The following is a 22,006-nucleotide window of genomic DNA, read 5'->3' as shown; positions in this document are numbered from 1 at the left end:
GGCCCGGCCGCCATCCCAACCCCCAGAGGGGCGGGGTGCCGGACCGGTGGTGCTGCGATCGTCAGGGTGTGTAACGACCCCCGGCCCGCCACGATTCCACCCCACGGATGCAGCCGGTCACACGCCAGAGACCTCCGATACGGGACATACGGCACGAAATTGCCGGCTGTCGCGGGCGTCAACTCGACCGGCTGGGGTTGATCGACTCGGTATCACCGATATCGGGCCATCCGGCCGCCCAGGACACCGGGACATCCCCGAAATCGCCGACATCGCCGACATCGCCGACATCGCTGACACGCTGACATCGAGTCGACCACCGCGAACGAGGATGAAGCGAACCCGGGGCGAGGTGGTCAACGAGGGGTATACCTCGGAGGCATATTTATGCCTCCGAGGTATATCGCTCACAACAGCGACCGCCCCCCAGAAGGGAGCACCCGGCCGCGTCCAACTACAGGGACCAATCAGACCCCGCCACCCCGCCAGACGGAATGGTCCGTCACGCAGCGGAGGGATCAGGACGAACGGCGACCACCGACGGTGTGGGGCCCGCCGTGCCCGGCGTAGGGATCAAGCCTGACCGCCCGAAGCCGGGCACGGCGGGCCCCACACCGCCCACGACGCACCGCACCGCGCCCGACAACCCACGACCCACCCGCACCGCGCCCGACAACCCACGACCCACCGCCGCCGCACCCGACAAACCCACAACGCACCACACCGCGCGGCCGACAAAGCCACGACCCACCGCACCGGGTGGCCGACAAACCAGACAGCTACCCAGCGTCGCGGCATAGCAAGGATCACGAAGCCGGCAAAAGCCTACGATCGGTCAAGAAGCCTAGAGGAGGTCGGCATGACTACAGCGATGGAGATGCCCCGGGTCCAGGAGTGCGTGGTCGTGGCCTGCGCGTACAACAACGCCGGCGACTGCCACGCCTTCGCGATCACGATCGGCAGCATGGATCACGCGCACTGCCACACCTTCGTCGAGTCGCCGGTGCGCGGCGGTGTGGACAGCCTGATCGCTCAGGTGGGCGCGTGCCAGCGGTCCGACTGTCGGCACAATGAGCAGCTCGAGTGCCACGCCTCGTCCATAAGGGTCGGCCCGGACAACGACATGGCCGACTGCATGACCTACGCCGGCCGCTGACCGGTCACACCAGCCCGGGTCAGGGCAGGTCGTTGGCGCGCCGGATGACCGTCACCAGGTCGTCGATGATGCCGGTGAGGGCGAAGTCCTTCGGGGTGAAGACCCGAGCCACCCCGGCCGCCCGCAGCGTGTCGGCGTCGCCGGCGGGGATGATGCCGCCCACCACCACCGGCAGGTCCGCCCGACCGGCGGCGCGCAGCCCGTCGAGCACGGCCGGCACGGCGGCAAGGTGCGAGCCGGAGAGCACGGAGAGCCCGACCAGGTCGACGTCCTCCTCAACGGCCGCGGCGACGATCTGCCCGGCGGTCAGCCGGATGCCCTGGTAGACGACCTCGAAGCCGGCGTCGCGGGCGCGTACCGCGATCTGCTCGGCGCCGTTGGAGTGCCCGTCCAGGCCGGGCTTGCCGACCAGCAGCCGCAGCCGGCCGCTGCCCAGCTCGCGGGCTGTGGCGGTAACCCGTGCGCGGACGGCCGCGAGGCCCGGGTCGCCGCCGGTGCCGGTGGCGCCGGCCAGTCCGGTGGGCGCCCGGTACTCGCCGAAGACCTGGCGCAGCGCGCCGGCCCACTCGCCGGTGGTCACGCCGGCCCGCACGCACTCCAGGGTGGCCGGCATCAGGTTCGCGGTGGTCGCGGCGGCCGCCCTGAGCCGGGCCAGGGCCGCCTCGACGGCCGCGGCGTCCCGGTCGGCCCGCCACCGGCGTACGCCGGTGGCGGCGGCGGTTTCGACCGCCGGATCGACCTGCTCGACCGCCTCCGCTCCGGCCGCGGTCAGCGGGGACGACTCGGTCCCAGTGAACCGGTTGACGCCGACCACCACGTCGGCACCGGACTCCATCCGGCGGCGGCGCTCGGCCAGCGAGGCGACCAGCGCGCTCTTGAGGTAACCGGTCTCCACGGCGGCGACCACGCCGCCCAACTCCAGCACCTTGTCCAGCTCGACGCGGGCACCGGTGACGATCTCGTCGACCAGCGCGGTCATCACGTGCGAGCCGGCGAAGAGGTCGGGGTATTCGAGCAGGTCCGACTCGTACGCCAGGACCTGCTGCATCCGCAGCGACCATTGCTGGTCCCACGGGCGGGGCAGGCCGAGCGCCTCGTTCCAGGCGGGCAGCTGCACCGCGCGGGCCCGGGCGTCGCGGGACAACGTCACGCCGAGCATCTCCAGCACGATGCGCTGGATGTTGTTCTCCGGCTGCGCTTCGGTCAGGCCGAGCGAGTTGACCTGAACGCCGTAGCGGAACCGGCGCTGCCTGGCCTCGGTGACGCCATACCGGTCCCGGGTGATCTCGTCCCAGAGCACGCTGAACGCGCGCATCTTGGCGATCTCCTCCACGAACCGCACCCCGGCGTTGACGAAGAACGAGATCCGCTGCACCACGTCACCGATCCGCTCGGCGGGCACCTGGCCCGAGTCGCGGACCGCGTCAAGCACGGCGACCGCCGTGGCCAGCGCGAAGCCGACCTCCTGCACCGGCGTGGCACCGGCCTCCTGGAGGTGGTACGAGCAGATGTTGACCGGGTTCCACCGCGGCATCTCACGCAGCGTGTAGGCCACCACGTCGGCGGTGAGCCGCAGCGACGCCGCCGGCGGGAAGATGTACGTCCCCCGGGACAGGTACTCCTTGATGATGTCGTTCTGCGTGGTGCCGGCGCAGCGGGCCAGCTCGGCGTTCTGCTCCAGCCCCACGGTGCCGTACAGGGCGAGCAGCCACATCGCCGGGGCGTTGATGGTCATCGAGGTGTTCATGTCGGCCAGCGGAATGCCGTCGAAGAGCGCCCGCATGTCGCCGAGGTGGGCCACCGGCACGCCGACCCGGCCGACCTCACCGGTGGCCAGCTCGTGGTCGGGGTCGTACCCGGTCTGGGTGGGCAGGTCGAAGGCGACCGAGAGACCGGTCTGCCCCTTCGCCAGGTTGCGGCGGAAGAGGGCGTTGGTCGCGGCGGCCGACGAGTGACCGGCGTAGGTGCGCATCACCCACGGGCGGTCCCGCTCGGGCAACCGCCCCGAAGATGCCTTCTCATCCATGGCCGGAGTCTAAGTTACCGTTCAGTAAAACGGGTTGTGGAAAACCACACAGGTCCATGTCGCGGACGTCCGGGTGCGAAGCGCCCGGAGTGTCCCGGACCGCCACACCCCGGGCGCCACGCCACCCCGGTCAGGACGCACACTGGACACCATGGATGACGAGCTGGCCATCTCCGTCCGGGGGCTGCGCAAGGCGTACGGCGACAACGTGGCCGTGGCGGGCGTGGACCTCGACGTCCACCGCGGCGAGGTGTTCGCCCTGCTCGGCCCGAACGGCGCCGGCAAGACCACGACCGTGGAGATCCTGGAGGGCTACCGACGCCGGGACGCCGGCGAGGTCGCCGTGCTCGGGGCCGACCCCGCCCACCCGGACGCCGGCTGGCGGTCCCGGGTCGGCATCGTGCTCCAGGGCACCGGCGAGTTCGACGAGCTGACCGTGGCCGAGGTGATCCGGCACTTCTCCGGCTTCTACCCGGACGCCGACGACCCGGACAAGGTGATCGAGCGGGTCGGGCTGGCCGGCAAGGCGAAGGCCCGTACGCACACCCTCTCGGGTGGGCAGAAGCGCCGCCTCGACGTGGCGCTGGGCATCATCGGCCGCCCCGAGCTGCTCTTCCTCGACGAGCCGACCACCGGCTTCGACCCGGAGGCCCGCCGCGAGTTCTGGGAACTGATCCGCGACCTCGCGGCGGCCGGCACCACCATCGTGCTGACCACCCACTACCTGGACGAAGCGGAGGCGCTGGCCGACCGGGTGGGTGTGATCGCCGGCGGCCGGCTCGTGGAGGTCGCCGCACCGAACCAGCTGGGCAACCGGCAGGAGGCGCTGGCGACGGTCTCCTGGCGTACCCCGGACGGGACGCTGGAGCGCGCGCCGAGCGCGACGCCGACGGCCCTGGTGGCCGAGCTGGCCGCGCGCTACGGCGGCGAGGTCCCCGGGCTCACCGTGACCCGGCCGACCCTGGAGGACGTCTACCTCACGATGATCGGACACGCGCGATGACGACCACGACGAAGCCGGCGACGCCGGTCGCCGCGACCCCGGGCCGCCGGCCGGGCGCGGGCGCGCTGGCCCTGCGGCAGGGCCGGCTGGAGATCACCCAGTTCCTGCGCAGCCGGGAGTCCGTGGTCTTCACGATGGGCTTCCCTATCATCATGATCCTGATCTTCGCGTCGATCTTCGGCGGCACGATCGGCGGCGGGGTCAAGTTCACCCAGTACTTCATCACCGGCATGATCGCGACCGGCCTGATGACGGTGAGCTTCCAGAACCTCGGCATCTGGATCCCGATCGAGCGGGACCGGGGCGTGCTCAAGCGCTACCGGGGCACGCCGATGCCGAAGTGGGTCTGGTTCGCCGGCAAGGTGATCATGGTGGTGGCGATCGGCATCGCCGAGACCGCGCTGCTGCTGGCGGTCGCGGTGGCGCTGTTCGACCTCGACCTGCCGGGTACCGCCGGGAAGTGGTTCACCTTCGGTTGGGTCTCCGTGCTCGGGGTGACCGCCTGCACGCTCTGCGGGATCGCCATCTCGTCGCTGGCCCGCACCGCGCGCAGCGGCTCGGCGGTGGTCACCCCGGTCGCCCTGGTGCTCCAGTTCATCTCCGGAGTGTTCTTCGTCTTCACCGACCTGCCCACCTGGATGCAGCAGGTGGCCGCGCTGTTCCCGCTCAAGTGGATGTGCCAGGGGCTACGGGCGGTCTTCCTGCCGTCGAGCTTCGGCGCGCAGGAGCCCGGGGGCTCGTTCGAGCTGGGCCGCGTCGCGCTGGTGCTGGCCCTGTGGTGCGTGATCGGCCTGGTGCTCTGCCTGACCACCTTCGGCTGGACGACCAAGCGCGACGGCTGACCGGTAAGCAGACAGTTCCCCGTCGGCTTTTTTCGACCGCACGACGGGACACCGGGTTCCGCCAAGGGCTGCGACACTCGGACCATGGCGGCTCGACCGACCCGGCGTGGTCTCCTGCTCGCGGGGGCGGGGGCGGGTGCACTGGCCGTCGGCATCGGCTGGACGGCGCGCGACCTGATCCGGCCCGCGCCGGCACGGCCGGTGCCTCCGAAGGCACCGGCCGGCGACGAACGGCTCACCAGCCGCCCGTCCGCCGCGCGGGGCCGCACGGTCGACTTCTACACGGCCGTCCCGGACGGGTACGGCGACGGGCGGGGACTGCCGGTCTGCCTCGTGCTGCACGGCGCTTCCACCACCGCGCGGGACTTCCCCGGGCTCGGCCTGGGCCGTTTCCTGACCGACGCGGTACGCCGGGGCGCTCCGCCGTTCGTGCTCGCTGGGGCAACCGGCGACCGACTCTCCTGGCGTCCGTCCGGGCGGGACGACCCGCAACGGATGGTGCGCGAGGAACTACCGGCCTGGTGCGCCGAGCGGGGCTTCGATTCCGCCCGACTGGCGGCCTGGGGCTGGTCGATGGGGGGCTTCGGCTCGCTGTTGCTCGCCGGGACCTGGCCGGGGTTCCTCCGGGCGGTGGCGGCCTTCTCCCCCGCCGTCGCACCTGGCGACGCCGTCTTCGCCAGCGTCGATCGGCTGCGCGGCACTCGGCTGGGCATCTGGTGCGGTCGGCAGGACGACTTCCTCGCCGACGTGCAAGCGCTGGAGCGTGCTCTTCCAGAGCCGGCCGCCTAGGTGGAGTACGCCGACGGCCGACACGACTTCGGCTACTGGGGTCGGGTCATCCCAGACGCCTTCGACTTCGTCGCGGCAGCGCTGGCAGACCCCGACCCGGCTTCCAGTCCGGGATGAGCACCGCCCCGGGCCCGCGGTAGCGAGTGATCGCCACTGCGGGCCCGTAGCTGCGTGTTCTCAGTACGTGTAGAAGCCCTTGCCGGTCTTGCGGCCCAGGTCGCCGGCGGTGACCATGCGCTGGAGCAGCTCCGGTGGGAAGAACTTCTCGTCCGCCGTGTCGGTGTAGATGTTCTTCGAGGCGTGCAGCAGCACATCCACGCCGGTCAGGTCGGTGGTGGCCAGCGGGCCCATGGCGTGCCCGAAGCCCAGCCGACAGGCGGTGTCCAGGTCCTCCGCCGACACCACGCCGGACTCGACGAGCTTGACCGCCTCCACCACCAGGGCGGAGATCAGGCGGGTGGTCACGAAGCCGGCGATGTCCCGGTTGACCACCACCACCGTCTTGCCGATCTCCTCGGCGAAGGCCCGGACGGTGGCCAGCGTGGCGTCGCTGGTCTTGTAGCCGCGGACCAGCTCGCAGAGCTGCATCATCGGCACCGGGGAGAAGAAGTGGGTGCCGACGACCGCCTCGGGCCGCTCGGTGACCGCGGCGATCTGGGTCACCGGGATGGCCGAGGTGTTGGTGGCGAGCACCGCGTCGGCCTTGCAGATCTTGTCCAGGGCGCGAAACACCTCGTGCTTGATCTCCAGACGCTCGAAGACCGCCTCGACCACGATGTCCGCGTCCGCCGCCGCCTCCAAGTCGGTGGTCGGGGTGATCCGGGCGAGCGTCGCCTCGACGTCCGACGCCTCGATCTTGCCCTTCTCGGCGAACTTCTCCAGCGACTTCCGAATGCCGCCGAGCCCTCGCTTGGTGGCCGCGTCGTCCAGGTCGCGCAGCGTCACCTGCCAGCCCGCCTGCGCCGCCACCTGGGCGATGCCGGAGCCCATCAGCCCGGCCCCGACGACCGCGAGTCGACCCGCCATCTGCTTCTCCCTCGCTGCGATTGAGTGCCTGCCTGCACCCTAGTCGGCGAGCCTGAACGACGGCTAAGGGGCTGTCGGGAGACCCGACAACCCCCTGGACCCGGTCTGCGTCAGATTTCCAGCTCCGGCTCCTCCGGCGTCGTCCCGCGCTCGACAGCCACTCCGAGCGCGCGCAGGTCAGCCACGAAGTCCGGGTAGCCCCGGTCGACGTGGTGCACGTGGGAGACCTCGGTGGCCCCGTCCGCGCAGAGCCCGGCGATGATCAGGCCGGCCCCGGCGCGAATGTCCGTGGCCCGCACCGGCGCTCCGGAGAGTCGGCTCCGGCCCCGGACCACCGCGTGGTGGCCGTCGGTCTTGATGTCCGCGCCGAGGCGCATCATCTCGTTGGCGAACATGAACCGGCCGTCGAAGATGTTCTCGGTGATCAACGAGGCACCGTCACTGACCGCGGCCAGGCCGATCGCCATCGGCAGCAGGTCGGTGGCGAAGCCCGGGTACGGCAGCGTCACCACGTCGACCGCGCGGGGCCGGTCGTCCATCCGCACCCGGAAGCCGTCTCCCCGGGTCTCCACCAGGCCGCCGGCCGCCACCACCTTGTCCAGCGCGACCTCCAGGAAGGCCGGGTCGAGCCCGGTCACGGTCACGTCGCCTCGGGTCATCGCCGCGCCGAAGGCCCAGGTGCCGGCCACGATCCGGTCCCCCACGGTGGCGTGCCGCACCGGGCGCAGCCCGGGTACGCCGGTGATCCGCAGGGTGGACGTTCCGGCGCCGGAGATCCGCGCGCCCATCTGGTTGAGCATGGTGCAGATGTCAACGATCTCCGGCTCCCGAGCCGCGTTGTCGATCGTCGTGGTGCCCTGGGCCAGCACCGCCGCCATCACCAGGTTCTCGGTGGCGCCCACACTGGGGAAGTCCAGCACGATGTCCGCGCCGCGGAGCCCGTGCGGTGCGGTAGCGATGACGAAGCCGTGCTCACCGGAGATGTCCGCGCCCATCCGGGTCAGCCCGGAGACGTGCATGTCCAGCCCGCGCGAGCCGATCGCGTCGCCGCCCGGGTGAGCCACCCGCACGTACCCCCGGCGGGCCAGCAACGGGCCGAGCACGCAGATCGACGCACGCAGCCGGCGGACCAGGTCGTAGTCCGCGTCGGCGCCCGGCTGTTCGGGTACATCGATGGTCACCGAGCGCGACCGGGCCACCCCGCCCCGCGCGACCATCGGATCCACCGGGTCGTCCGCGTCGAACCGCACGTCGCACCCCAGCCGGCGCAGCACCTCCCCCATGATCGCGATGTCGGTGATCCGCGGGACGTTGGTGATCACGCTCCGGCCCGGAGCGAGCAGCGCGGCTGCCATCAACTTCAACGCCGAGTTCTTGGCACCCACCACGTGCACGGTGCCGGCCAGCCGGGCGTCACCGCGTACCCGGATGACGTCGACATCGTTGACCGCCGGATCGCCCGCGTCCCCGGGGCCCACCACCGCCGGCCAGCCGGCGGTGGTGTCCGGCCGCGCCGGGATCGTCAGGTCCGGTATCCGTAGGCTGTGCGTCATGGCCGTCCACCTCACGCGCATCTACACCAAGGCCGGCGACGCCGGCATGACCAGGCTGAGCAACAACGAGCAGGTGCCGAAGACCGATCCACGGATCGCCGCGTACGCGGATGTCGACGAGTGCAACGCGGCGATCGGCGTCGCGCTCGCCCTGGGCCAGCTCGACGAGGAACTGCGGGCCGTGCTGGCGTCGATCCAGAACGACCTGTTCGACGTGGGCGCCGACCTGTCCACGCCGGTGGAGCCGGAGCCGAAGTATCCGCCGCTGCGAGTGACCGAGGAGTACGTCGAGCGCCTCGAGGGCTGGTGCGACGAGTACAACGCACGCCTGAGCAAGCTCGACTCCTTCATCCTCCCCGGCGGCACCGCAGGCGCGGCGCTGCTGCACGTGGCGCGGACCATCGCCCGGCGTGCCGAACGAGCAGCGTGGGCGCTGGTCAGCCACGATCCGGAACGGACCAGCCCGCTCCCGGCAAAGTATCTCAACCGGCTCTCCGATCTGCTCTTTATCCTGTCAAGAACGGCAAATCCGGCGGGAGATGTGCTATGGGTGCCGGGCGGTAAGCGCTGAGCGTCGGCGGGCTGCACCACGTCGAGGTGTGGGTTCCCGATCTCGCGGCCGCCACGCGTAGCTGGGGCTGGCTCCTGGGCGAGCTGGGCTGGTCGCTGCACCAGGACTGGCCGGCCGGCCGCTCGTGGCGCCTCGGCCCCACCTACATCGTGCTGGAGCAGTCGTCAGCGCTCTCCGGGCCCCGGCACGATCGGCTGGCTCCGGGGCTGAACCACCTGGCCTTCCACGCCGGCCCGCCGGCCGCCGTGGACCGGCTCGTGACGACAGCCCCGGCGTACGGCTGGACGCTGCTCTTCCCGGACCGCCATCCGCACGCCGGCGGCCCCGACACCTACGCCGCCTACCTCACCGACAACCACGGCTACGAGGCAGAACTAGTCGCCACCAGTAACGGCAGTTGATAGATAGCGCGCCCGAACGACGCACAGTGCCCCGGCAGGGTATCCGGGGAGCCCGCCCGGCGGAGGGATCAAGCCTGACCGCCCGCAGCCGGGCGGGCTCCCCGGAAACCCCCAACGGTGAGAGGGAACTAGGCAGCGGGCCAATCTTGGGAGGCCATACGCGGCGAGACCGCCCCCGGAGGGGCGGCCTCGAGCCAGGAGAGGAAACCGGTCACTGTAGACCGCGCCATGGCGATCTCCACCGGTGCATGGTGACTGGTACAGCGGAGGATCACCCAGTCGGCCGGCATGGAGAGACGTTCCTGACCCTCCGGCAACCGGCGGCGCTCCACCGCGAGCCCCTTGCGGGAGAGCACCCGCTTGGGCCGCAGGGCGAAGCTGAACATCCGGTACCAGCGCAGCTCGTCACCGGCGAACCGGCCGAAGCCGGGCGACCATCCGCGGCCGTCGAGCATGGTGGAGACCCGGACGCTGAGCCGGATGATGCCACCGCTGCGGGTGACCAGGGCCCGCCGGACGAAGAGGATGAGGAGCGCACCGAGGATGACGGCGACGCCGATCCCGATTCCCTCGACGATCTCCATCCCCGGTACGGCTCAGTGGCTCTGCGCGGAGACCGGGGTCGCGCTCTCGGCCAGGACGATGACACCGTCGGCGCTCACCGAGAGGAAGCCGCCGGCCACGTCGTAGGAGACCTGCTCACCGCCAGCCAGCTTGATGCGCACCTGGCCGGGCTCGGCGAGCTGGCCGAGCAGCGGCGCGTGCCCCGGCAGGACACCGAGCTCACCCTCGGTCGTCCGGGCGACGACCATCTCGGCGTCACCGGACCAGACCTTCTCCTCGACGGCGACGAGCTCGACGTGAAGCTGCTGTGCCACGCTGTCTCCTTGCTGCGGCGGCGGATTGCCGAAAGTCTAGTCCTGACGCTGACCCGCCCCCAAGGCGGGTGGGGAGAGCTGCGCCACGGCTACTTGGTCTTGTTCTGGAATTCCGGGTGCTCCAGCAGGAACGGGTCCAGTTGTTCATTGTGCAGGGCGGTGAAGAAGTCCGACACGCCGGGCTTGAACTGCTCACCCTTGTACTTCTTACCGTCGAAGACCCCGCCACCCGGGAGCTTGATCATCTGAATGGTGTTCGGGCGGATGCTCTTCAGGGCGAGCCCGAAGTCGATCACGCTGTTGCCACGGCCGTTGAAGATCAGCGACTGGCCCGCGGCGCGGAGCACCTTGTCCAGCTTGATCGGGTTGGACACCACGTCGGCGCTGAACGCCTGACCGACCATGGCCTTGACGAACTGCTGCTGGTGACGCTGCCGGCCGTAGTCAGAGTCCGGGACACCGTTCTTCGGGTAGCGCTGCCGGACGTAGTCCAGCGCCTGCCACCCGCTGAGGTGCTGGTTGCCCTTCTCGTAGACCGCCTGCGGGCCGACGTAGCCCTCGCCGCGCGTGTTGCCCGGCCGCGGCTTGCCGTCCGGCTGCTTGTGCTCGGAGCGCACTTCCCGCTCGACGTACATGTCGACGCCGCCCATCGCGTCGACGATCTTCTGGAAGCCGGTGAAGTTGATGATCGCGCCCGCGTCGAACCGCTTGATGCCGGTCACGTTCTGCACAGTGGTGGCCAGCAGCTCGAAGCCCCGCGCCGCGTCGGGGTTCCCTCCCGGCACCCGGCTGCCGAACGACATGGCGGCGTTGATCTTCGTGGTCTCGCCGGCGAACTCGGCCTTCTTGAACGAGGGGATGTGCACGTAGAGGTCCCGCGGCAGCGAGAACAGATAGGCCCGGTCCATCGACGCGGGCACGTGCAACACCATGATCGAGTCGGCCAGTGGCGCCGCTGTCGGCGTACGCGGGTCGATGCCGACCAGCAGGATGTTGAGCGGGCCCTTGATGTCGGTCTTCTTCGCCTGGGCACCGGCCGCCTGGTCGCCGAAGAGGTCGGCCTTGCCGACCGCGCCCTCGTAGCGGGCCATCAGCACCTCGGTGCCGACCAGCACCGCCCCGCTGAGCATGGTCAGCACGGTGCCGAACACCGTGCAGACCCTGGCCCAGCGCGGCACGCCCCGCCAGATGGACGGCTTACGGCCACTCTTGACGGCCTTACCCACGAGCATCTCCGTTCGTTACGCCCACGAAGAGGAGACGGGCGCACGTAGCCGAAAGGTTGCAAAGATCAACGCTCGTTCACGTGAGCGCCGACCGACCGTATCTCGGGTGGTACGGAACCGACGACCACGAGTAACGGACCGCGGCGATGATAAGGCGTGAAAATGAACAAAAGACTGCCCCGGCATGGCCGGGGCAGTCTTTTTGTTACAGATCTGATCGGGCTGTCAGCCCTTCATCAGCTCCTCAGCCTTGCGCTCCAGGTCCTCGAGACCGCCGCACATGAAGAACGCCTGCTCGGGGAAGTGGTCGTACTCGCCCTCGCTGATCTTGCGGAACGCCTCGATGGTCTCCTTGATCGGGACCGTCGAGCCCGCCACGCCGGTGAACTGCTCCGCAGCGTAGGTGTTCTGCGACAGGAAGCGCTCGATCCGCCGGGCCCGGGCCACGGTGATCTTGTCTTCCTCGGAGAGCTCCTCGATGCCGAGGATGGCGATGATGTCCTGCAGGTCCTTGTAGCGCTGCAGGATCCGCTTCACCTCGGTGGCGACCTGGAAATGCTCGGCGCCGACGAACTCCGGGGCGAGGATCCGGGACGAGGACGCCAGCGGGTCCACGGCCGGGTAGATGCCCTTGTCGGAGATCGACCGCTCCAGGTTGGTGGTCGCGTCCAGGTGGGCGAACGTGGTGGCCGGGGCGGGGTCGGTGTAGTCGTCCGCCGGCACGTAGATCGCCTGCATGGAGGTGATGGCCTGGCCCCGGACGGAGGTGATCCGCTCCTGGAGCTCGCCCATCTCGTCGGCCAGGGTCGGCTGGTAGCCCACCGCGCTCGGCATACGGCCGAGCAGGGTGGAGACCTCCGAGCCGGCCTGGGTGAAGCGGAAGATGTTGTCGATGAAGAGCAGCACCTCCTGCTTCTTGACGTCGCGGAAGTACTCGGCCATGGTCAGCGCGGAGAGCGCCACCCGCAGCCGGGTGCCCGGCGGCTCGTCCATCTGGCCGTAGACCAGCGCGGTCTTCTCGATGACACCGGACTCGGTCATCTCGGCGATGAGGTCGTTGCCCTCACGGGTGCGCTCACCCACGCCGGCGAAGACCGAGGTACCACCGAAGTTGCGGGCCACACGGGTGATCATCTCCTGGATGAGCACCGTCTTGCCCACACCCGCGCCGCCGAACAGGCCGATCTTGCCGCCCTTGACGTACGGGGCGAGCAGGTCGATGACCTTGATGCCGGTCTCCAGCATCTCGGTCTTCGGCTCCAGGTCCGCGAAGGCCGGGGCCTTGCGGTGGATACCCCAGTGGTCGTCCGGGGTCAGGGTCTCGCCCTCGGTGAGGTTGAGCACCTCGCCGATCGCGTTGAACACGTGGCCCTTGACCGCGTCGCCCACCGGCACGGTGATCGGCTTGCCGCGGTCACGCACCTCCGCGCCGCGGACCAGGCCGTCCGTCGGCTGCATCGAGATGGCACGGACCAGGTTGTCACCCAGGTGCTGGGCGACCTCCAGGGTCAGCGTCTTCTCACCGCCGGACAGGTTCACGTCAACGTTCAGGGCGTTGAACAGGGCCGGCATGGCGTCGCGCGGGAACTCGGCGTCGACGACCGGGCCGATGACCCGGACCACGCGACCCGTGGCCGTCTTGGTCTCTACTGGTGCAGTCATCACACTTCACTTCCCGACGCGGCCAGCGCGTTGGCGCCGCCGACGATCTCGCTGATCTCCTGGGTGATCCCGGCCTGGCGAGCCGAGTTCATCTCACGCGTGTACTTCTCGATCATCTCTTCGGCGTTGTCGGTGGCGCTCTTCATCGCCCGCCGCCGTGCCGCCGACTCACTCGCCGCCGACTCGATCAACGCCGCGTAGATCCGCGTGTTGATGTACCTCGGCAGGAGCGCGTCGAGCAGCGCCTCCGCCTCCGGCTCGAACTCGTACGCCGGCAGCAGCCCCTCGGAGCGCGGCCGGTCCTCCACCTGCATCGGACCGATGATCTTGGCGACCGGAGTCTGCGTCATCAGCGAGTGGAACTCGGTGTAGACGATGTGCAGCTCGTCGACGCCGAGCACCCCGTCCGCACCGGCACCGCCGTCGACGTCGTCCGCACCGGCCGTGAACGCCTTGATCAGCGTCTCACCCACCGTGCGAGCGTCCTCGAACGACGGCTGCTCGCTGAACCCCGTCCAGTTCGCCTCGATCGGCCGGTTGCGGAACCGGTAGAACCCGACGCCCTTACGCCCGATGACGTAGAGCACCGGCTCCTTGCCGTCCGCCCGGAGCCGCGCGATGAGCGACTCCGCCGTCTTGATCGCGCTGGCGCTGTAGCCGCCGGCCAGGCCACGGTCGCTGGTGACCAGCAGGACGCCCGCCCGCCGCACCCGCTCGCGCGGGGTGAGCAGCGGGTGGTCGATCCGCGCGTTGGACGCCAGCGCCGTGAGCACGCCGGTGATGGCCTGGGCGTACGGCAGGGACGCCTGCACCCGGGCCTGGGCCTTGGCGATCCGGCTCGTCGCCACGAGCTCCATCGCCTTGGTGATCTTCTTCATCGACTTCGCCGAGCGGATCCGTTGACGAAGAACGCGTACCTGGGCCGCCATGGGATCAGCTCTCGGCCGGGCGGTCGGTCGCGCTGTCGCGGAAGCGGGTCACCGTCTCGCGGTTCTCGTCGCCCTCCAGCGGCGCGGCCGGCGCGTCGTTGACCCGACGCTCGTCGGCCTTGCCAAGGAAGACCTGCTTGAACTCGCTGATCGCGTTGTCCAGGGAGCCGATGATCTCGTCGCTCCACTGGTTGTCGGCGATCCCGGCCAGCACACCCGCGTGCTTGTGCCGCAGGTACTGCAGGAACTCGGACTCGAAGCGCCGGATCTCACCCACCGGGATGTCGTCCAGCTTGCCCTCTGTGCCGGCCCAGACCGTGACGACCTCTTCCTGCACCGGGTACGGCGAGTAGTTCGGCTGCTTGAGCAGCTCGACCAGCCGGACACCGCGGTCCAGCTGGGCCCGGGAGGCCTTGTCCAGGTCGGAGGCGAAGGCGGCGAACGCCTCCAGCTCGCGGTACTGGGCCAGGTTGAGGCGCAGCGAACCGGCAACCTTACGCATCGGCTTCACCTGCGCGGCGCCACCGACCCGGGAGACCGAGGTCCCGACGTTGATCGCCGGACGGACGCCCTGGTTGAACAGGTCGGTCTCCAGGAAGATCTGGCCGTCGGTGATCGAGATGACGTTGGTCGGGATGAAGGCCGAGATGTCGTTGGCCTTCGTCTCGATGATCGGCAGACCGGTCATCGAGCCGCCACCCAGCTCGTCGGAGAGCTTCGCGCAGCGCTCCAGCAGGCGGGAGTGCAGGTAGAAGACGTCACCCGGGTACGCCTCGCGGCCCGGCGGGCGGCGCAGCAGCAGCGACACGGCCCGGTACGCCTCGGCCTGCTTGCTCAGGTCGTCGAAGACGATCAGGACGTGCTTGCCGCCGTACATCCAGTGCTGCCCGATGGACGAGCCGGTGTACGGGGCGATGTACTTGAAGCCGGCCGGGTCGGACGCCGGGGAGGCGACGATGGTGGTGTACTCCATCGCGCCCGCCTCCTCCAGCTGGCCCTTGATGGAGGCGATCGTGGAGGCCTTCTGGCCGATGGCGACGTAGATGCAGCGGACCTGCTTCTTCGGGTCGCCGGTGCGCCAGTTGTCCCGCTGGTTGAGGATGGCGTCCAGGGCGACCGTGGTCTTGCCGGTCTTCCGGTCACCGATGATCAGCTGCCGCTGGCCCCGGCCGATCGGCGTCATCGCGTCGATCGCCTTGATGCCGGTCTGCAGCGGCTCGAACACCGACTGCCGGGACATCACGTTCGGAGCCTGCAGCTCCAGCTCGCGGTAGCCCTCGTCGGCGATGTCGCCGAGGCCGTCGATCGGCTGGCCGAGCGCGTTGACCACGCGGCCGAGGAAGGCGTCGCCGACCGGCACGGAGAGCACCCGGTCGGTGCGCTTGACGCGCTGCCCCTCCGCGAGCTTGGCGGCGTCACCGAGAACGACGACACCGATTTCCCGGACGTCGAGGTTCAGCGCCACGCCGAGCGTGCCGTCCTCGAACTCCAGCAGCTCGTTGGTCTTGGTCGAGGGCAGGCCCTCGACGTGGGCGATGCCGTCACCGGTGTCGGCGACGGTGCCGACCTCCTCGCGGGAGACGTCGGTCGAGTAGGAGGAGACGTAGCGCTCAAGGGCGCCGCGGATCTCCTCCGTCGAGATGGTCAGCTCGGCCATCCTCTGCTTCCTTAAAATTCAGGGGCCCGGGATACCTAGTACCGACCGGTCCGAATGGCGTCTGTCATTCCGGGCGCTGCGCGGCGAAGCCGCCGCAACGCTGGGCGGCGGAGCCGCTCAGCGCTTCGCGAGCGCGTTGCGGGTCTCGTTGAGGCGGCGCAGGATCGTGCCGTCGTACAGGTCGGAGCCGACCCGCACGCTCACGCCACCCAGGACGTCGGGGTCGACCGTCTGCTTGATGGAGACCTCTCGACCGTATATCGCGGTGAGGCTCGCACCCAGCCGCCGCTCGTCCTCGTCACTCAACGGGGCCGCGACGGTCACGTACGCCACCTGCCGGTCGCGTCGCTCGGCGGCGAGCTCCACCAGCCGGGTGAGCGCCCCGATGAAGGAGCGTCCACCGAACCCACTCAACGCCACCTCGACGAGGCGGACGGTGACCGGGCGCGCCTTGTCGGCGAGCAGATCACGGGCCAGGGCGACCCGCTTCTCGATTGGAGCGACCGGGTCGGCCAGCGCGTTGCTCAGCGCCGACTGACCCGTGACGACCTGGCCGAAGCGGAACAGCTCGTCCTCGACCTCGCCCAGGTCGCCGGCCTTGTCGGCGCTGGCCAGCAGCGCCTCCACGCCCAGCCGCTCGGTGCCGTCGAGCAACTCCGACGGTGCCGACCAGCGGCCGGAGACCAGCGACACGAGCAGGTCGAGCGCGTCTGCGCCGATCCGACCACCCAGCATGTTGCCGAGCAGAGCGCCCCGGTCCTCGCCGGAGCGGGCCGGCTCGGACAGCGCCCGGCGCAGCCGCGGCTCACGCCGCAGCAGGGCGGCGACGGAGAGGACGGCGTCAGCGGTGGAGGCCACCGCCGACGGCTCCGCGCCGCGGACGTACGCGTCGAGGCGCTCGGCCGCGACCTTGTACGACTCCCGGCTGGCGGCCTGCATCAGCGGGCCCCCGTGCTCTCGAGACCGCTCAGGAACCGGTCGACGGTGCCCTTGCGCCGCGCCTCGTCGGCCAGCGACTCACCGACGATCTTGCTGGCCAGGTCCACCGCGATCGTGCCGACCTCGGTGCGCAGCTCGCGCACGATGGTGGCCCGCTCGGCGGCGAGCTGGTCCTTGCCGGCCGCGATGATCCGGTCGGACTCTTCCCGCGCCTTGGCGAGGACGTCCTGCCGGATCCCCTCGGCGTCGGCCCGGGCGTCGTCGCGGATCTTCGCGGCGTCGGTGCGGGCCTCGGCGAGCTGGGCACGGTACTGCTCGAGCAGCTGGTTCGCCTCGGCCTGGGCGGCCTCGGCGCGCTTGATGCCGCCCTCGATCGCGTCGACCCGAGCCTGGAACGTCTGCTCCATGCGGGGGAAGACGAACTTCATCAGCACGAAGCAGAGCACGGCGAAGGCGACCGTGCCGACCACGATCTCCTGCCAAATCGGGATGATCGGGTTGTGGGTCGACTCACCACCCTCAGCGGCGAGGAAATACATGGTTACCTCCCGGTCTAAGGGCGGGATCAGTTGCCGGCCCAGATGAAGCCGAAGGCGATGCCGAACAGCGCCAGCGCCTCGATGACGGCGAAGCCGATCCAGACGTACGGCAGGGTCATGCGGGACGACTCGGGCTGCCGGGCGGTCGACTGGATGTAGGCGGCGAACACCAGGCCAACGCCGATGCCCGGGCCGATGGCCGCGAGGCCGTAGCCGATGGCGGCGGTGCTGCCCTCTACCGCGGCGATAACGTCCATTAGTGGTTCCTCCTGGTTATCACGCGTGACTCTCACGCGGGACGACAACGGTTGGTGCGTGGATCAGTGCGCTTCGGCGAGCGCGCCCTGGATGTAGCTGGCGCTCAGCACGGTGAAGACGTAGGCCTGCAGGACGATGACCAGCGCCTCGAGAAGGGTCAGCGCCACGGTCATCACCCAGGACACCACCGAGATCGGTGCCAGCCAGGCGTTGGCATTGAGCATCGCGAAGCCGCCGAGCGTGAAGACCAGCAGGAGCATGTGGCCGGCGAACATGTTCGCGAAGAGACGGACGGCCAACGAGAACGGCCGGATGATGAAGGTCGAGAACGCCTCGATCGGGATCAGCAGCGGCAGGATGTACCACGGTGCCGGCGGGATCAGGGCGTGCTTGAAGTATTTGACGAAGCCGTGGTGCCGGATGCCGATGTAGTTGAACAGCACGTAGCTGAGCACCGCGAGGATCGCCGGGAAGGCGATGTGCGAGTTCGGCGAGATCTGGAAGAACGGGATGATCGCGAACGCGTTCGCCAGCAGCACGAAGCAGAACAGCGTGGTGAAGTACGGCGCGAACCGCACGCCCTGGTGCCCGATCATGTCGACCGCAATGTTGTTCCGGACGAAGCCGTAGATCGACTCGGCGAACCACTGCTTCTTGGTCGGCACCAGCTGCGGCTTCCGGTAGGTCGCCAGGAAGAAGATGATCAGTACGCCGACCGCGATCCAGATCATCGCCGTGAACTTGGTGAACCAAGGAGCGTTTTCCACACCCCAGGGCACGATGGCGGGCAGGTAGAAGTCGTCCACACTGGGTGGGAATGCCGCCTGGCCTGCTGCCAGAACGTTCGCCTGTCCGAGCACCGTGTCCCTTCCTAAGTAGGCGTGCCGAGCCGGCGGACGACGAGGATGATCCCCCCGGTCACGCCGAGCACGACGCCGATCCCGGTGGCGACGCCACCGGTGTCGAGCCACTGGTCGACCAGCCAGCCGATGAAACCCCACACGAGCATGCCTCCGATGAGGTAGCTGAGCGCGGTCCAACCCTGACCGGCGCCGGACGGATAGTCGTCCGGTTCACCGGCGGGACGGGGGGTTTGGTCACCAGCCATGACGGGGCGAACGATATCAGCCGGGAAGACGAGGCTGTGCCTCACCCCCCGCACAACCGTCGTTGTGTGGGCATCTCGGGGGCCGCGTCGTCTGTGGGCACGCTACTCCCCTTCCGCCCGTCGGAAAATGACCGGAGGCCGACACATTGTGGCGCGTCCGCTGGGTGGGACGACCGGCCGACGGCCAGGTCAGCCCCGCGGCCGGCGGGCGTGCACCGTGGTCAGCCACCAGAGGTGCACCGCTGTCCACACTGCCACCCCGGCGACGATGCCGAAGCAGAGCGGGATCAACCCGGGCCAATCGGCCGACGCCACGGCCACCAGCACCACACCCAGCAGGGTGAACTTCAGCGCGTACAGGCCCAGCCCGAGGGGCAGCACCAGCTGCGGGTTGATCTCGTCGGCCCAGGCCAGCACCACGGTGGTGAGGGTGTAGCTGAGCACCGTGACACCGACCCCGGCCGCCGCGCCGAGCGCGGCCGTCATGCCGCCGGTCGCGCCAGCGACCACCGCGGCGACCGCGGCCAGCGCCACCGACGCGGCCAGGAGCACCGGCAGGTGCCGCAGCCGCCAGCGCCGGTTGGTGTCGGCCGCGACAACCTCGGGCTCAGCCACGGGGGTACGCCGGAAACGCGGCGACCAGCTCGGCCACTTCGGCACCGACCCGGGACAGCTCGTCTGTGCCGCCCGGTGCCCCGGGATCGGCGCGTACCGCCCGCGCGATCAGGGCGGCCACCTGGCGCAGCTCCCCCTCCCGCATACCCTGGGTGGTGACGCTGGGCGTGCCCACCCGGATGCCGGAGGCCACCATCGGCGGCTGCGGGTCGTACGGGATCGCGTTCTTGTTCAGGGTGATCGACGCGGCGTCGCAGCGCGCCTCGGCCTCGGTGCCGGTCACGCCCAGCTCCCGCAGGTCGATCAGGGCGAGGTGGGTGTCGGTGCCCCCGGACACCGGGCGCATGCCCTCGGCGGCCAGCCCGGCGGCGAGCGCCTGTGCGTTGCTGATCACCTGACCGGCGTACGTCTGGAATTCGGGCTGGGCGGCCTCGCGCAGCGCGACCGCCTTGGCCGCGACCGCGTGCATCAGCGGGCCGCCCTGGGTGAACGGGAAGACCGCCTTGTCGATCCGCTGCGCCAGCGACTCGCGGCAGAGGATCATGCCGCCGCGCGGGCCGCGCAGCACCTTGTGGGTGGTGGCGCAGACGACATCGGCGTACGGCACCGGGGACGGGATCGCCCGGCCGGCGACCAGGCCGATGAAGTGCGCCGCGTCCACCATCAGGTACGCGCCGACCTCGTCGGCGATCTCCCGGAACCGGACGAAGTCGATCAGCCGGGGGTACGCGGTGGCGCCGCAGATGATCATCTTGGGCCGGTGCGCCCGGGCCAGGTCCCGCACCTCGTCGTAGTCGATCAGCTCGGTGTCCGGACGGACGGTGTACCCCACCGTGGCGAACCACTTCCCGGAGAAGTTCACCCGGCTGCCGTGGGTCAGGTGCCCGCCGTGCGGCAGGTCCATCGCCAGCACCGTGTCCCCCGGCTGCACCAGCGCGGCGTACGCGGCCAGGTTGGCGCTCGCCCCGGAGTGCGGCTGGAGGTTGGCGTGCTCGGCCCCGAAGAGCTCCTTCGCCCGGGCGATGCCGATCTCCTCGGCCCGGTCCACCTCGGCGCAGCCGCCGTAGTAGCGCCGGCCCGGGTAGCCCTCGGCGTACTTGTTGGTCAGCGTCGAACCGAGCGCGGCCAGCACCGCCGGCGAGGTCAGGTTCTCGCTGGCGATGAGCTGCAGGCCGCCCCGCAACCGGTCCAGCTCGCCGAGGACCACCCCGGCGATCTCCGGATCGGTTGCCCTGAGCTGCGCGAAATCCGGCCCCCAGAAGGTGCTCGTCTCGGTCTCCACAGCGAACGAGTCTAGGGGGCCGCACACTGGAAGCCGTGCGATGCCTCGTCACCGGAGCCACCGGATACATCGGCGGGCGGCTGGTGCCCCTGCTGCTCAACGAAGGGCACACCGTGCGCTGCCTGGCCCGCAAGGCCGTGCGGCTGCGCGACGTGCCCTGGGCCTCGGCGGCCGAGATCGTCGAGGGAGACCTGAGCAGGCCGGAGACACTGCCCGCCGCGTTCGCCGACGTGGACGTCGCCTACTTCCTGGTGCACTCGCTGGGCCGAGCCGACTTCGAGGCGGCCGACCGGACGGCGGCGACGAACTTCGCGGAGGCGGCCCGCGCTGCCGGCGTACGCCGGATCGTCTACCTGGGCGGCCCGGAGCCGGCGCCCGACGAGGAGGTCCCCTCGCCGCACCTGCGGTCCCGGGCCGAGGTGGGCCGGATCCTGCTGGCCAGCGGCGTGCCCACGGCGGTGCTCCGCGCCGCGGTGATCATCGGCTCCGGCTCGGCGTCGTTCGAGATGCTGCGCTACCTGACCGAGCGGCTGCCCGCCATGGTCACCCCGCGCTGGGTGAGCAACCGGATCCAGCCGATCGCGGTCCGCGACGTGCTGCGCTACCTGGCCGGCTGCACCACGCTGCCGCCGGAGGTCAACCGCGGCTTCGACATCGGCGGGCCGGACGTGCTCAGCTTCCGCGACATGATGCAGCGCTACGCCCGGGTGGCCGGCCTGCGCCGGCGGGTCATCGTGCCGGTCCGCCCGCTGACCCCGTCGCTCTCGTCGCACTGGGTCGGCCTGGTCACCCCGGTGCCGAACGCCATCGCCCGCCCGCTGGTGGAGAGCCTGGTCCACGAGGCGATCGCGCACGAACACGACATCGCCCGATACGTCCCCGACCCCCCGGGCGGGTTGACCGGCTTCGACCAGGCGGTGGCGCTGGCGCTGGCCAGGGTGCGCGACGCCCAGGTGGAGACCCGCTGGTCGACCGCGAGCGGGCCGGACGCCCCGGCCGAGCCACTGCCCTCCGACCCGGACTGGTCCGGCGGCACCGCCTACACCGACCTCCGGGAACGGACGGTGGATGCGCCGCCGGCGGAGCTCTGGCGGGTCATCGAAGGTGTCGGCGGCGAGCACGGCTGGTACTCGTTCCCGCTCGCCTGGTCGATCCGCGGCTGGCTGGACCGACTGATCGGTGGCGTCGGGCTGCGCCGGGGCCGGCGCGACCCGCACCGCCTTCAGGTCGGTGAGGCCCTGGACTTCTGGCGGGTGGAGGAGATCGTCCCGGGCGAACTGCTGCGGCTGCGCGCCGAGATGCGGCTGCCCGGCCGGGCCTGGCTGGAGATGCGGGTGCTGCCCGCCGACAACGGCCGCAGCCGCTACCAGCAACGCGCGGTCTTCCTGCCGCGCGGGCTGGCCGGGCACGCCTACTGGGGGTCGGTGGCCCCGTTCCACGCGATGGTCTTCGGCGGGATGGCCCGCAACATCGCCCGCGGCGCCGAGCAGGCCCCCGACCGTCCCGCCCCGCACACCGGCTGACCCCGCCGACCGGAACCGCGCGA

Annotated in this window: 23 protein-coding genes; 7 read left to right on the top strand and 16 right to left on the bottom strand. The window is 70.3% G+C overall.

Annotation, left to right across the window (positions count from 1 at the left end; all coding sequences use genetic code 11):
- Positions 1–859 precede the first annotated feature (859 nt).
- The gene (locus ACWD6N_RS02470; protein WP_354963859.1) at positions 860–1,156 is read left to right on the top strand and encodes a DUF1540 domain-containing protein; all 297 of its coding nucleotides are present in this window, start codon (positions 860–862) and stop codon (positions 1,154–1,156) included.
- 19 nt (positions 1,157–1,175) lie between these two features.
- On the opposite strand, the gene ACWD6N_RS02465 is transcribed toward ACWD6N_RS02470, so the two are convergent.
- Positions 1,176–3,182 carry a protein meaA gene (locus ACWD6N_RS02465; RefSeq protein ID WP_354963858.1) on the bottom strand — a complete coding sequence of 669 codons (2,007 nt, stop codon included), beginning with the start codon at positions 3,180–3,182 and terminating at the stop codon, positions 1,176–1,178.
- Positions 3,183–3,333: 151 nt separating this feature from the next.
- Here ACWD6N_RS02465 and ACWD6N_RS02460 point away from each other — a divergent pair, with 151 nt between their 5' ends.
- The 3 genes from ACWD6N_RS02460 to ACWD6N_RS02450 all read left to right on the top strand — a co-directional run bounded on the left by ACWD6N_RS02460 (position 3,334) and on the right by ACWD6N_RS02450 (position 5,816).
- Positions 3,334–4,185: an ABC transporter ATP-binding protein gene (locus tag ACWD6N_RS02460; RefSeq protein ID WP_354963857.1), complete on the top strand. Its 852-nt coding sequence runs from the start codon at positions 3,334–3,336 to the stop codon at positions 4,183–4,185.
- Positions 4,182–5,027: an ABC transporter permease gene (locus ACWD6N_RS02455; RefSeq protein ID WP_354963856.1), complete on the top strand. Its 846-nt coding sequence runs from the start codon at positions 4,182–4,184 to the stop codon at positions 5,025–5,027. The genes ACWD6N_RS02460 and ACWD6N_RS02455 overlap by 4 nt, the downstream gene beginning before the upstream one ends.
- Positions 5,028–5,111: 84 nt before the next feature.
- Positions 5,112–5,816 (top strand): alpha/beta hydrolase-fold protein, encoded by a 705-nt coding sequence (locus tag ACWD6N_RS02450; RefSeq protein ID WP_354963855.1) that lies wholly within the window; start codon positions 5,112–5,114, stop codon positions 5,814–5,816.
- Between the two features lie 177 nt (positions 5,817–5,993).
- On the opposite strand, the gene ACWD6N_RS02445 is transcribed toward ACWD6N_RS02450, so the two are convergent.
- Positions 5,994–6,842 (bottom strand): 3-hydroxyacyl-CoA dehydrogenase family protein, encoded by an 849-nt coding sequence (locus tag ACWD6N_RS02445; RefSeq protein WP_354963854.1) that lies wholly within the window; start codon positions 6,840–6,842, stop codon positions 5,994–5,996.
- Positions 6,843–6,952: 110 nt separating this feature from the next.
- Positions 6,953–8,395 carry a UDP-N-acetylglucosamine 1-carboxyvinyltransferase gene (gene murA / locus ACWD6N_RS02440; RefSeq protein ID WP_354963853.1) on the bottom strand — a complete coding sequence of 481 codons (1,443 nt, stop codon included), beginning with the start codon at positions 8,393–8,395 and terminating at the stop codon, positions 6,953–6,955.
- Between murA and ACWD6N_RS02435 the strand changes: the two genes are divergently transcribed.
- Complete coding sequence (locus ACWD6N_RS02435; RefSeq protein ID WP_210909719.1) at positions 8,394–8,966, top strand: cob(I)yrinic acid a,c-diamide adenosyltransferase; 573 nt, start codon at positions 8,394–8,396, stop codon at positions 8,964–8,966. The two genes, murA and ACWD6N_RS02435, sit on opposite strands and share 2 nt — an antisense overlap.
- A 26-nt stretch (positions 8,967–8,992) precedes the next feature.
- Complete coding sequence (locus tag ACWD6N_RS02430; RefSeq protein WP_354963852.1) at positions 8,993–9,367, top strand: VOC family protein; 375 nt, start codon at positions 8,993–8,995, stop codon at positions 9,365–9,367.
- Between the two features lie 128 nt (positions 9,368–9,495).
- On the opposite strand, the gene ACWD6N_RS02425 is transcribed toward ACWD6N_RS02430, so the two are convergent.
- From ACWD6N_RS02425 to ACWD6N_RS02365, 13 genes are all read right to left on the bottom strand, one after another.
- Positions 9,496–9,951: a DUF2550 domain-containing protein gene (locus tag ACWD6N_RS02425; RefSeq protein WP_363757145.1), complete on the bottom strand. Its 456-nt coding sequence runs from the start codon at positions 9,949–9,951 to the stop codon at positions 9,496–9,498.
- A 12-nt stretch (positions 9,952–9,963) separates the two neighbouring features.
- On the bottom strand, positions 9,964–10,245 hold the full coding sequence (locus ACWD6N_RS02420) for a F0F1 ATP synthase subunit epsilon (protein ID WP_354963850.1): 282 nt from the start codon (positions 10,243–10,245) through the stop codon (positions 9,964–9,966).
- Positions 10,246–10,334: 89 nt separating this feature from the next.
- On the bottom strand, positions 10,335–11,477 hold the full coding sequence (locus ACWD6N_RS02415) for an LCP family protein (protein WP_354963849.1): 1,143 nt from the start codon (positions 11,475–11,477) through the stop codon (positions 10,335–10,337).
- A 219-nt stretch (positions 11,478–11,696) separates the two neighbouring features.
- Complete coding sequence (gene atpD, locus ACWD6N_RS02410; protein WP_354963848.1) at positions 11,697–13,133, bottom strand: F0F1 ATP synthase subunit beta; 1,437 nt, start codon at positions 13,131–13,133, stop codon at positions 11,697–11,699.
- Entirely contained in the window at positions 13,133–14,062 is a 930-nt protein-coding gene (locus tag ACWD6N_RS02405) for a F0F1 ATP synthase subunit gamma (protein ID WP_354963847.1), read from the bottom strand. The genes atpD and ACWD6N_RS02405 overlap by 1 nt, the downstream gene beginning before the upstream one ends.
- A 4-nt stretch (positions 14,063–14,066) precedes the next feature.
- On the bottom strand, positions 14,067–15,719 hold the full coding sequence (gene atpA / locus ACWD6N_RS02400; RefSeq protein ID WP_354963846.1) for a F0F1 ATP synthase subunit alpha: 1,653 nt from the start codon (positions 15,717–15,719) through the stop codon (positions 14,067–14,069).
- Between the two features lie 117 nt (positions 15,720–15,836).
- Entirely contained in the window at positions 15,837–16,658 is an 822-nt protein-coding gene (locus tag ACWD6N_RS02395) for a F0F1 ATP synthase subunit delta (RefSeq protein ID WP_354963845.1), read from the bottom strand.
- Positions 16,658–17,197 carry a F0F1 ATP synthase subunit B gene (locus ACWD6N_RS02390; RefSeq protein ID WP_354963844.1) on the bottom strand — a complete coding sequence of 180 codons (540 nt, stop codon included), beginning with the start codon at positions 17,195–17,197 and terminating at the stop codon, positions 16,658–16,660. Before ACWD6N_RS02390 ends, ACWD6N_RS02395 begins: the two co-directional genes overlap by 1 nt.
- Positions 17,198–17,223: 26 nt before the next feature.
- Positions 17,224–17,454 carry an ATP synthase F0 subunit C gene (locus tag ACWD6N_RS02385; RefSeq protein ID WP_354963843.1) on the bottom strand — a complete coding sequence of 77 codons (231 nt, stop codon included), beginning with the start codon at positions 17,452–17,454 and terminating at the stop codon, positions 17,224–17,226.
- Positions 17,455–17,517: 63 nt separating this feature from the next.
- Positions 17,518–18,315, bottom strand: a complete 798-nt coding sequence (gene atpB / locus ACWD6N_RS02380; protein WP_354963842.1) for a F0F1 ATP synthase subunit A — start codon at positions 18,313–18,315, stop codon at positions 17,518–17,520.
- Positions 18,316–18,326: 11 nt separating this feature from the next.
- On the bottom strand, positions 18,327–18,563 hold the full coding sequence (locus ACWD6N_RS02375) for an AtpZ/AtpI family protein (RefSeq protein ID WP_091405894.1): 237 nt from the start codon (positions 18,561–18,563) through the stop codon (positions 18,327–18,329).
- Positions 18,564–18,752: 189 nt separating this feature from the next.
- On the bottom strand, positions 18,753–19,178 hold the full coding sequence (locus tag ACWD6N_RS02370) for a hypothetical protein (protein WP_354963841.1): 426 nt from the start codon (positions 19,176–19,178) through the stop codon (positions 18,753–18,755).
- Positions 19,171–20,460, bottom strand: coding sequence for a serine hydroxymethyltransferase (locus tag ACWD6N_RS02365; protein WP_354963840.1), 1,290 nt, complete (start codon positions 20,458–20,460; stop codon positions 19,171–19,173). The genes ACWD6N_RS02370 and ACWD6N_RS02365 overlap by 8 nt, the downstream gene beginning before the upstream one ends.
- Before the next feature lie 35 nt (positions 20,461–20,495).
- Between ACWD6N_RS02365 and ACWD6N_RS02360 the strand changes: the two genes are divergently transcribed.
- Positions 20,496–21,983 (top strand): SDR family oxidoreductase, encoded by a 1,488-nt coding sequence (locus ACWD6N_RS02360; RefSeq protein ID WP_354963839.1) that lies wholly within the window; start codon positions 20,496–20,498, stop codon positions 21,981–21,983.
- Positions 21,984–22,006 lie beyond the last annotated feature (23 nt).

It is taken from the genome of Micromonospora sp. NPDC005163 (assembly GCF_053599835.1).
This window is presented reverse-complemented; position numbering and strand designations above follow the sequence as displayed.

Coding starts and splice junctions, on each gene's coding strand:
- ACWD6N_RS02445 (WP_354963854.1), bottom strand. CDS start 6,842: ATGGCGGGTCGACTCGCGGTCGTCGGGGCCGGGCTGATGGGCTCCGGC.
- murA (WP_354963853.1), bottom strand. CDS start 8,395: ATGACGCACAGCCTACGGATACCGGACCTGACGATCCCGGCGCGGCCG.
- ACWD6N_RS02435 (WP_210909719.1), top strand. CDS start 8,394: ATGGCCGTCCACCTCACGCGCATCTACACCAAGGCCGGCGACGCCGGC.
- ACWD6N_RS02470 (WP_354963859.1), top strand. CDS start 860: ATGACTACAGCGATGGAGATGCCCCGGGTCCAGGAGTGCGTGGTCGTG.
- ACWD6N_RS02455 (WP_354963856.1), top strand. CDS start 4,182: ATGACGACCACGACGAAGCCGGCGACGCCGGTCGCCGCGACCCCGGGC.
- ACWD6N_RS02385 (WP_354963843.1), bottom strand. CDS start 17,454: ATGGACGTTATCGCCGCGGTAGAGGGCAGCACCGCCGCCATCGGCTAC.
- ACWD6N_RS02450 (WP_354963855.1), top strand. CDS start 5,112: ATGGCGGCTCGACCGACCCGGCGTGGTCTCCTGCTCGCGGGGGCGGGG.
- atpD (WP_354963848.1), bottom strand. CDS start 13,133: ATGACTGCACCAGTAGAGACCAAGACGGCCACGGGTCGCGTGGTCCGG.
- ACWD6N_RS02390 (WP_354963844.1), bottom strand. CDS start 17,197: ATGTATTTCCTCGCCGCTGAGGGTGGTGAGTCGACCCACAACCCGATC.
- atpA (WP_354963846.1), bottom strand. CDS start 15,719: ATGGCCGAGCTGACCATCTCGACGGAGGAGATCCGCGGCGCCCTTGAG.
- ACWD6N_RS02405 (WP_354963847.1), bottom strand. CDS start 14,062: ATGGCGGCCCAGGTACGCGTTCTTCGTCAACGGATCCGCTCGGCGAAG.
- ACWD6N_RS02415 (WP_354963849.1), bottom strand. CDS start 11,477: ATGCTCGTGGGTAAGGCCGTCAAGAGTGGCCGTAAGCCGTCCATCTGG.
- ACWD6N_RS02425 (WP_363757145.1), bottom strand. CDS start 9,951: ATGGAGATCGTCGAGGGAATCGGGATCGGCGTCGCCGTCATCCTCGGT.
- ACWD6N_RS02395 (WP_354963845.1), bottom strand. CDS start 16,658: ATGCAGGCCGCCAGCCGGGAGTCGTACAAGGTCGCGGCCGAGCGCCTC.
- ACWD6N_RS02465 (WP_354963858.1), bottom strand. CDS start 3,182: ATGGATGAGAAGGCATCTTCGGGGCGGTTGCCCGAGCGGGACCGCCCG.
- ACWD6N_RS02460 (WP_354963857.1), top strand. CDS start 3,334: ATGGATGACGAGCTGGCCATCTCCGTCCGGGGGCTGCGCAAGGCGTAC.
- ACWD6N_RS02375 (WP_091405894.1), bottom strand. CDS start 18,563: ATGGCTGGTGACCAAACCCCCCGTCCCGCCGGTGAACCGGACGACTAT.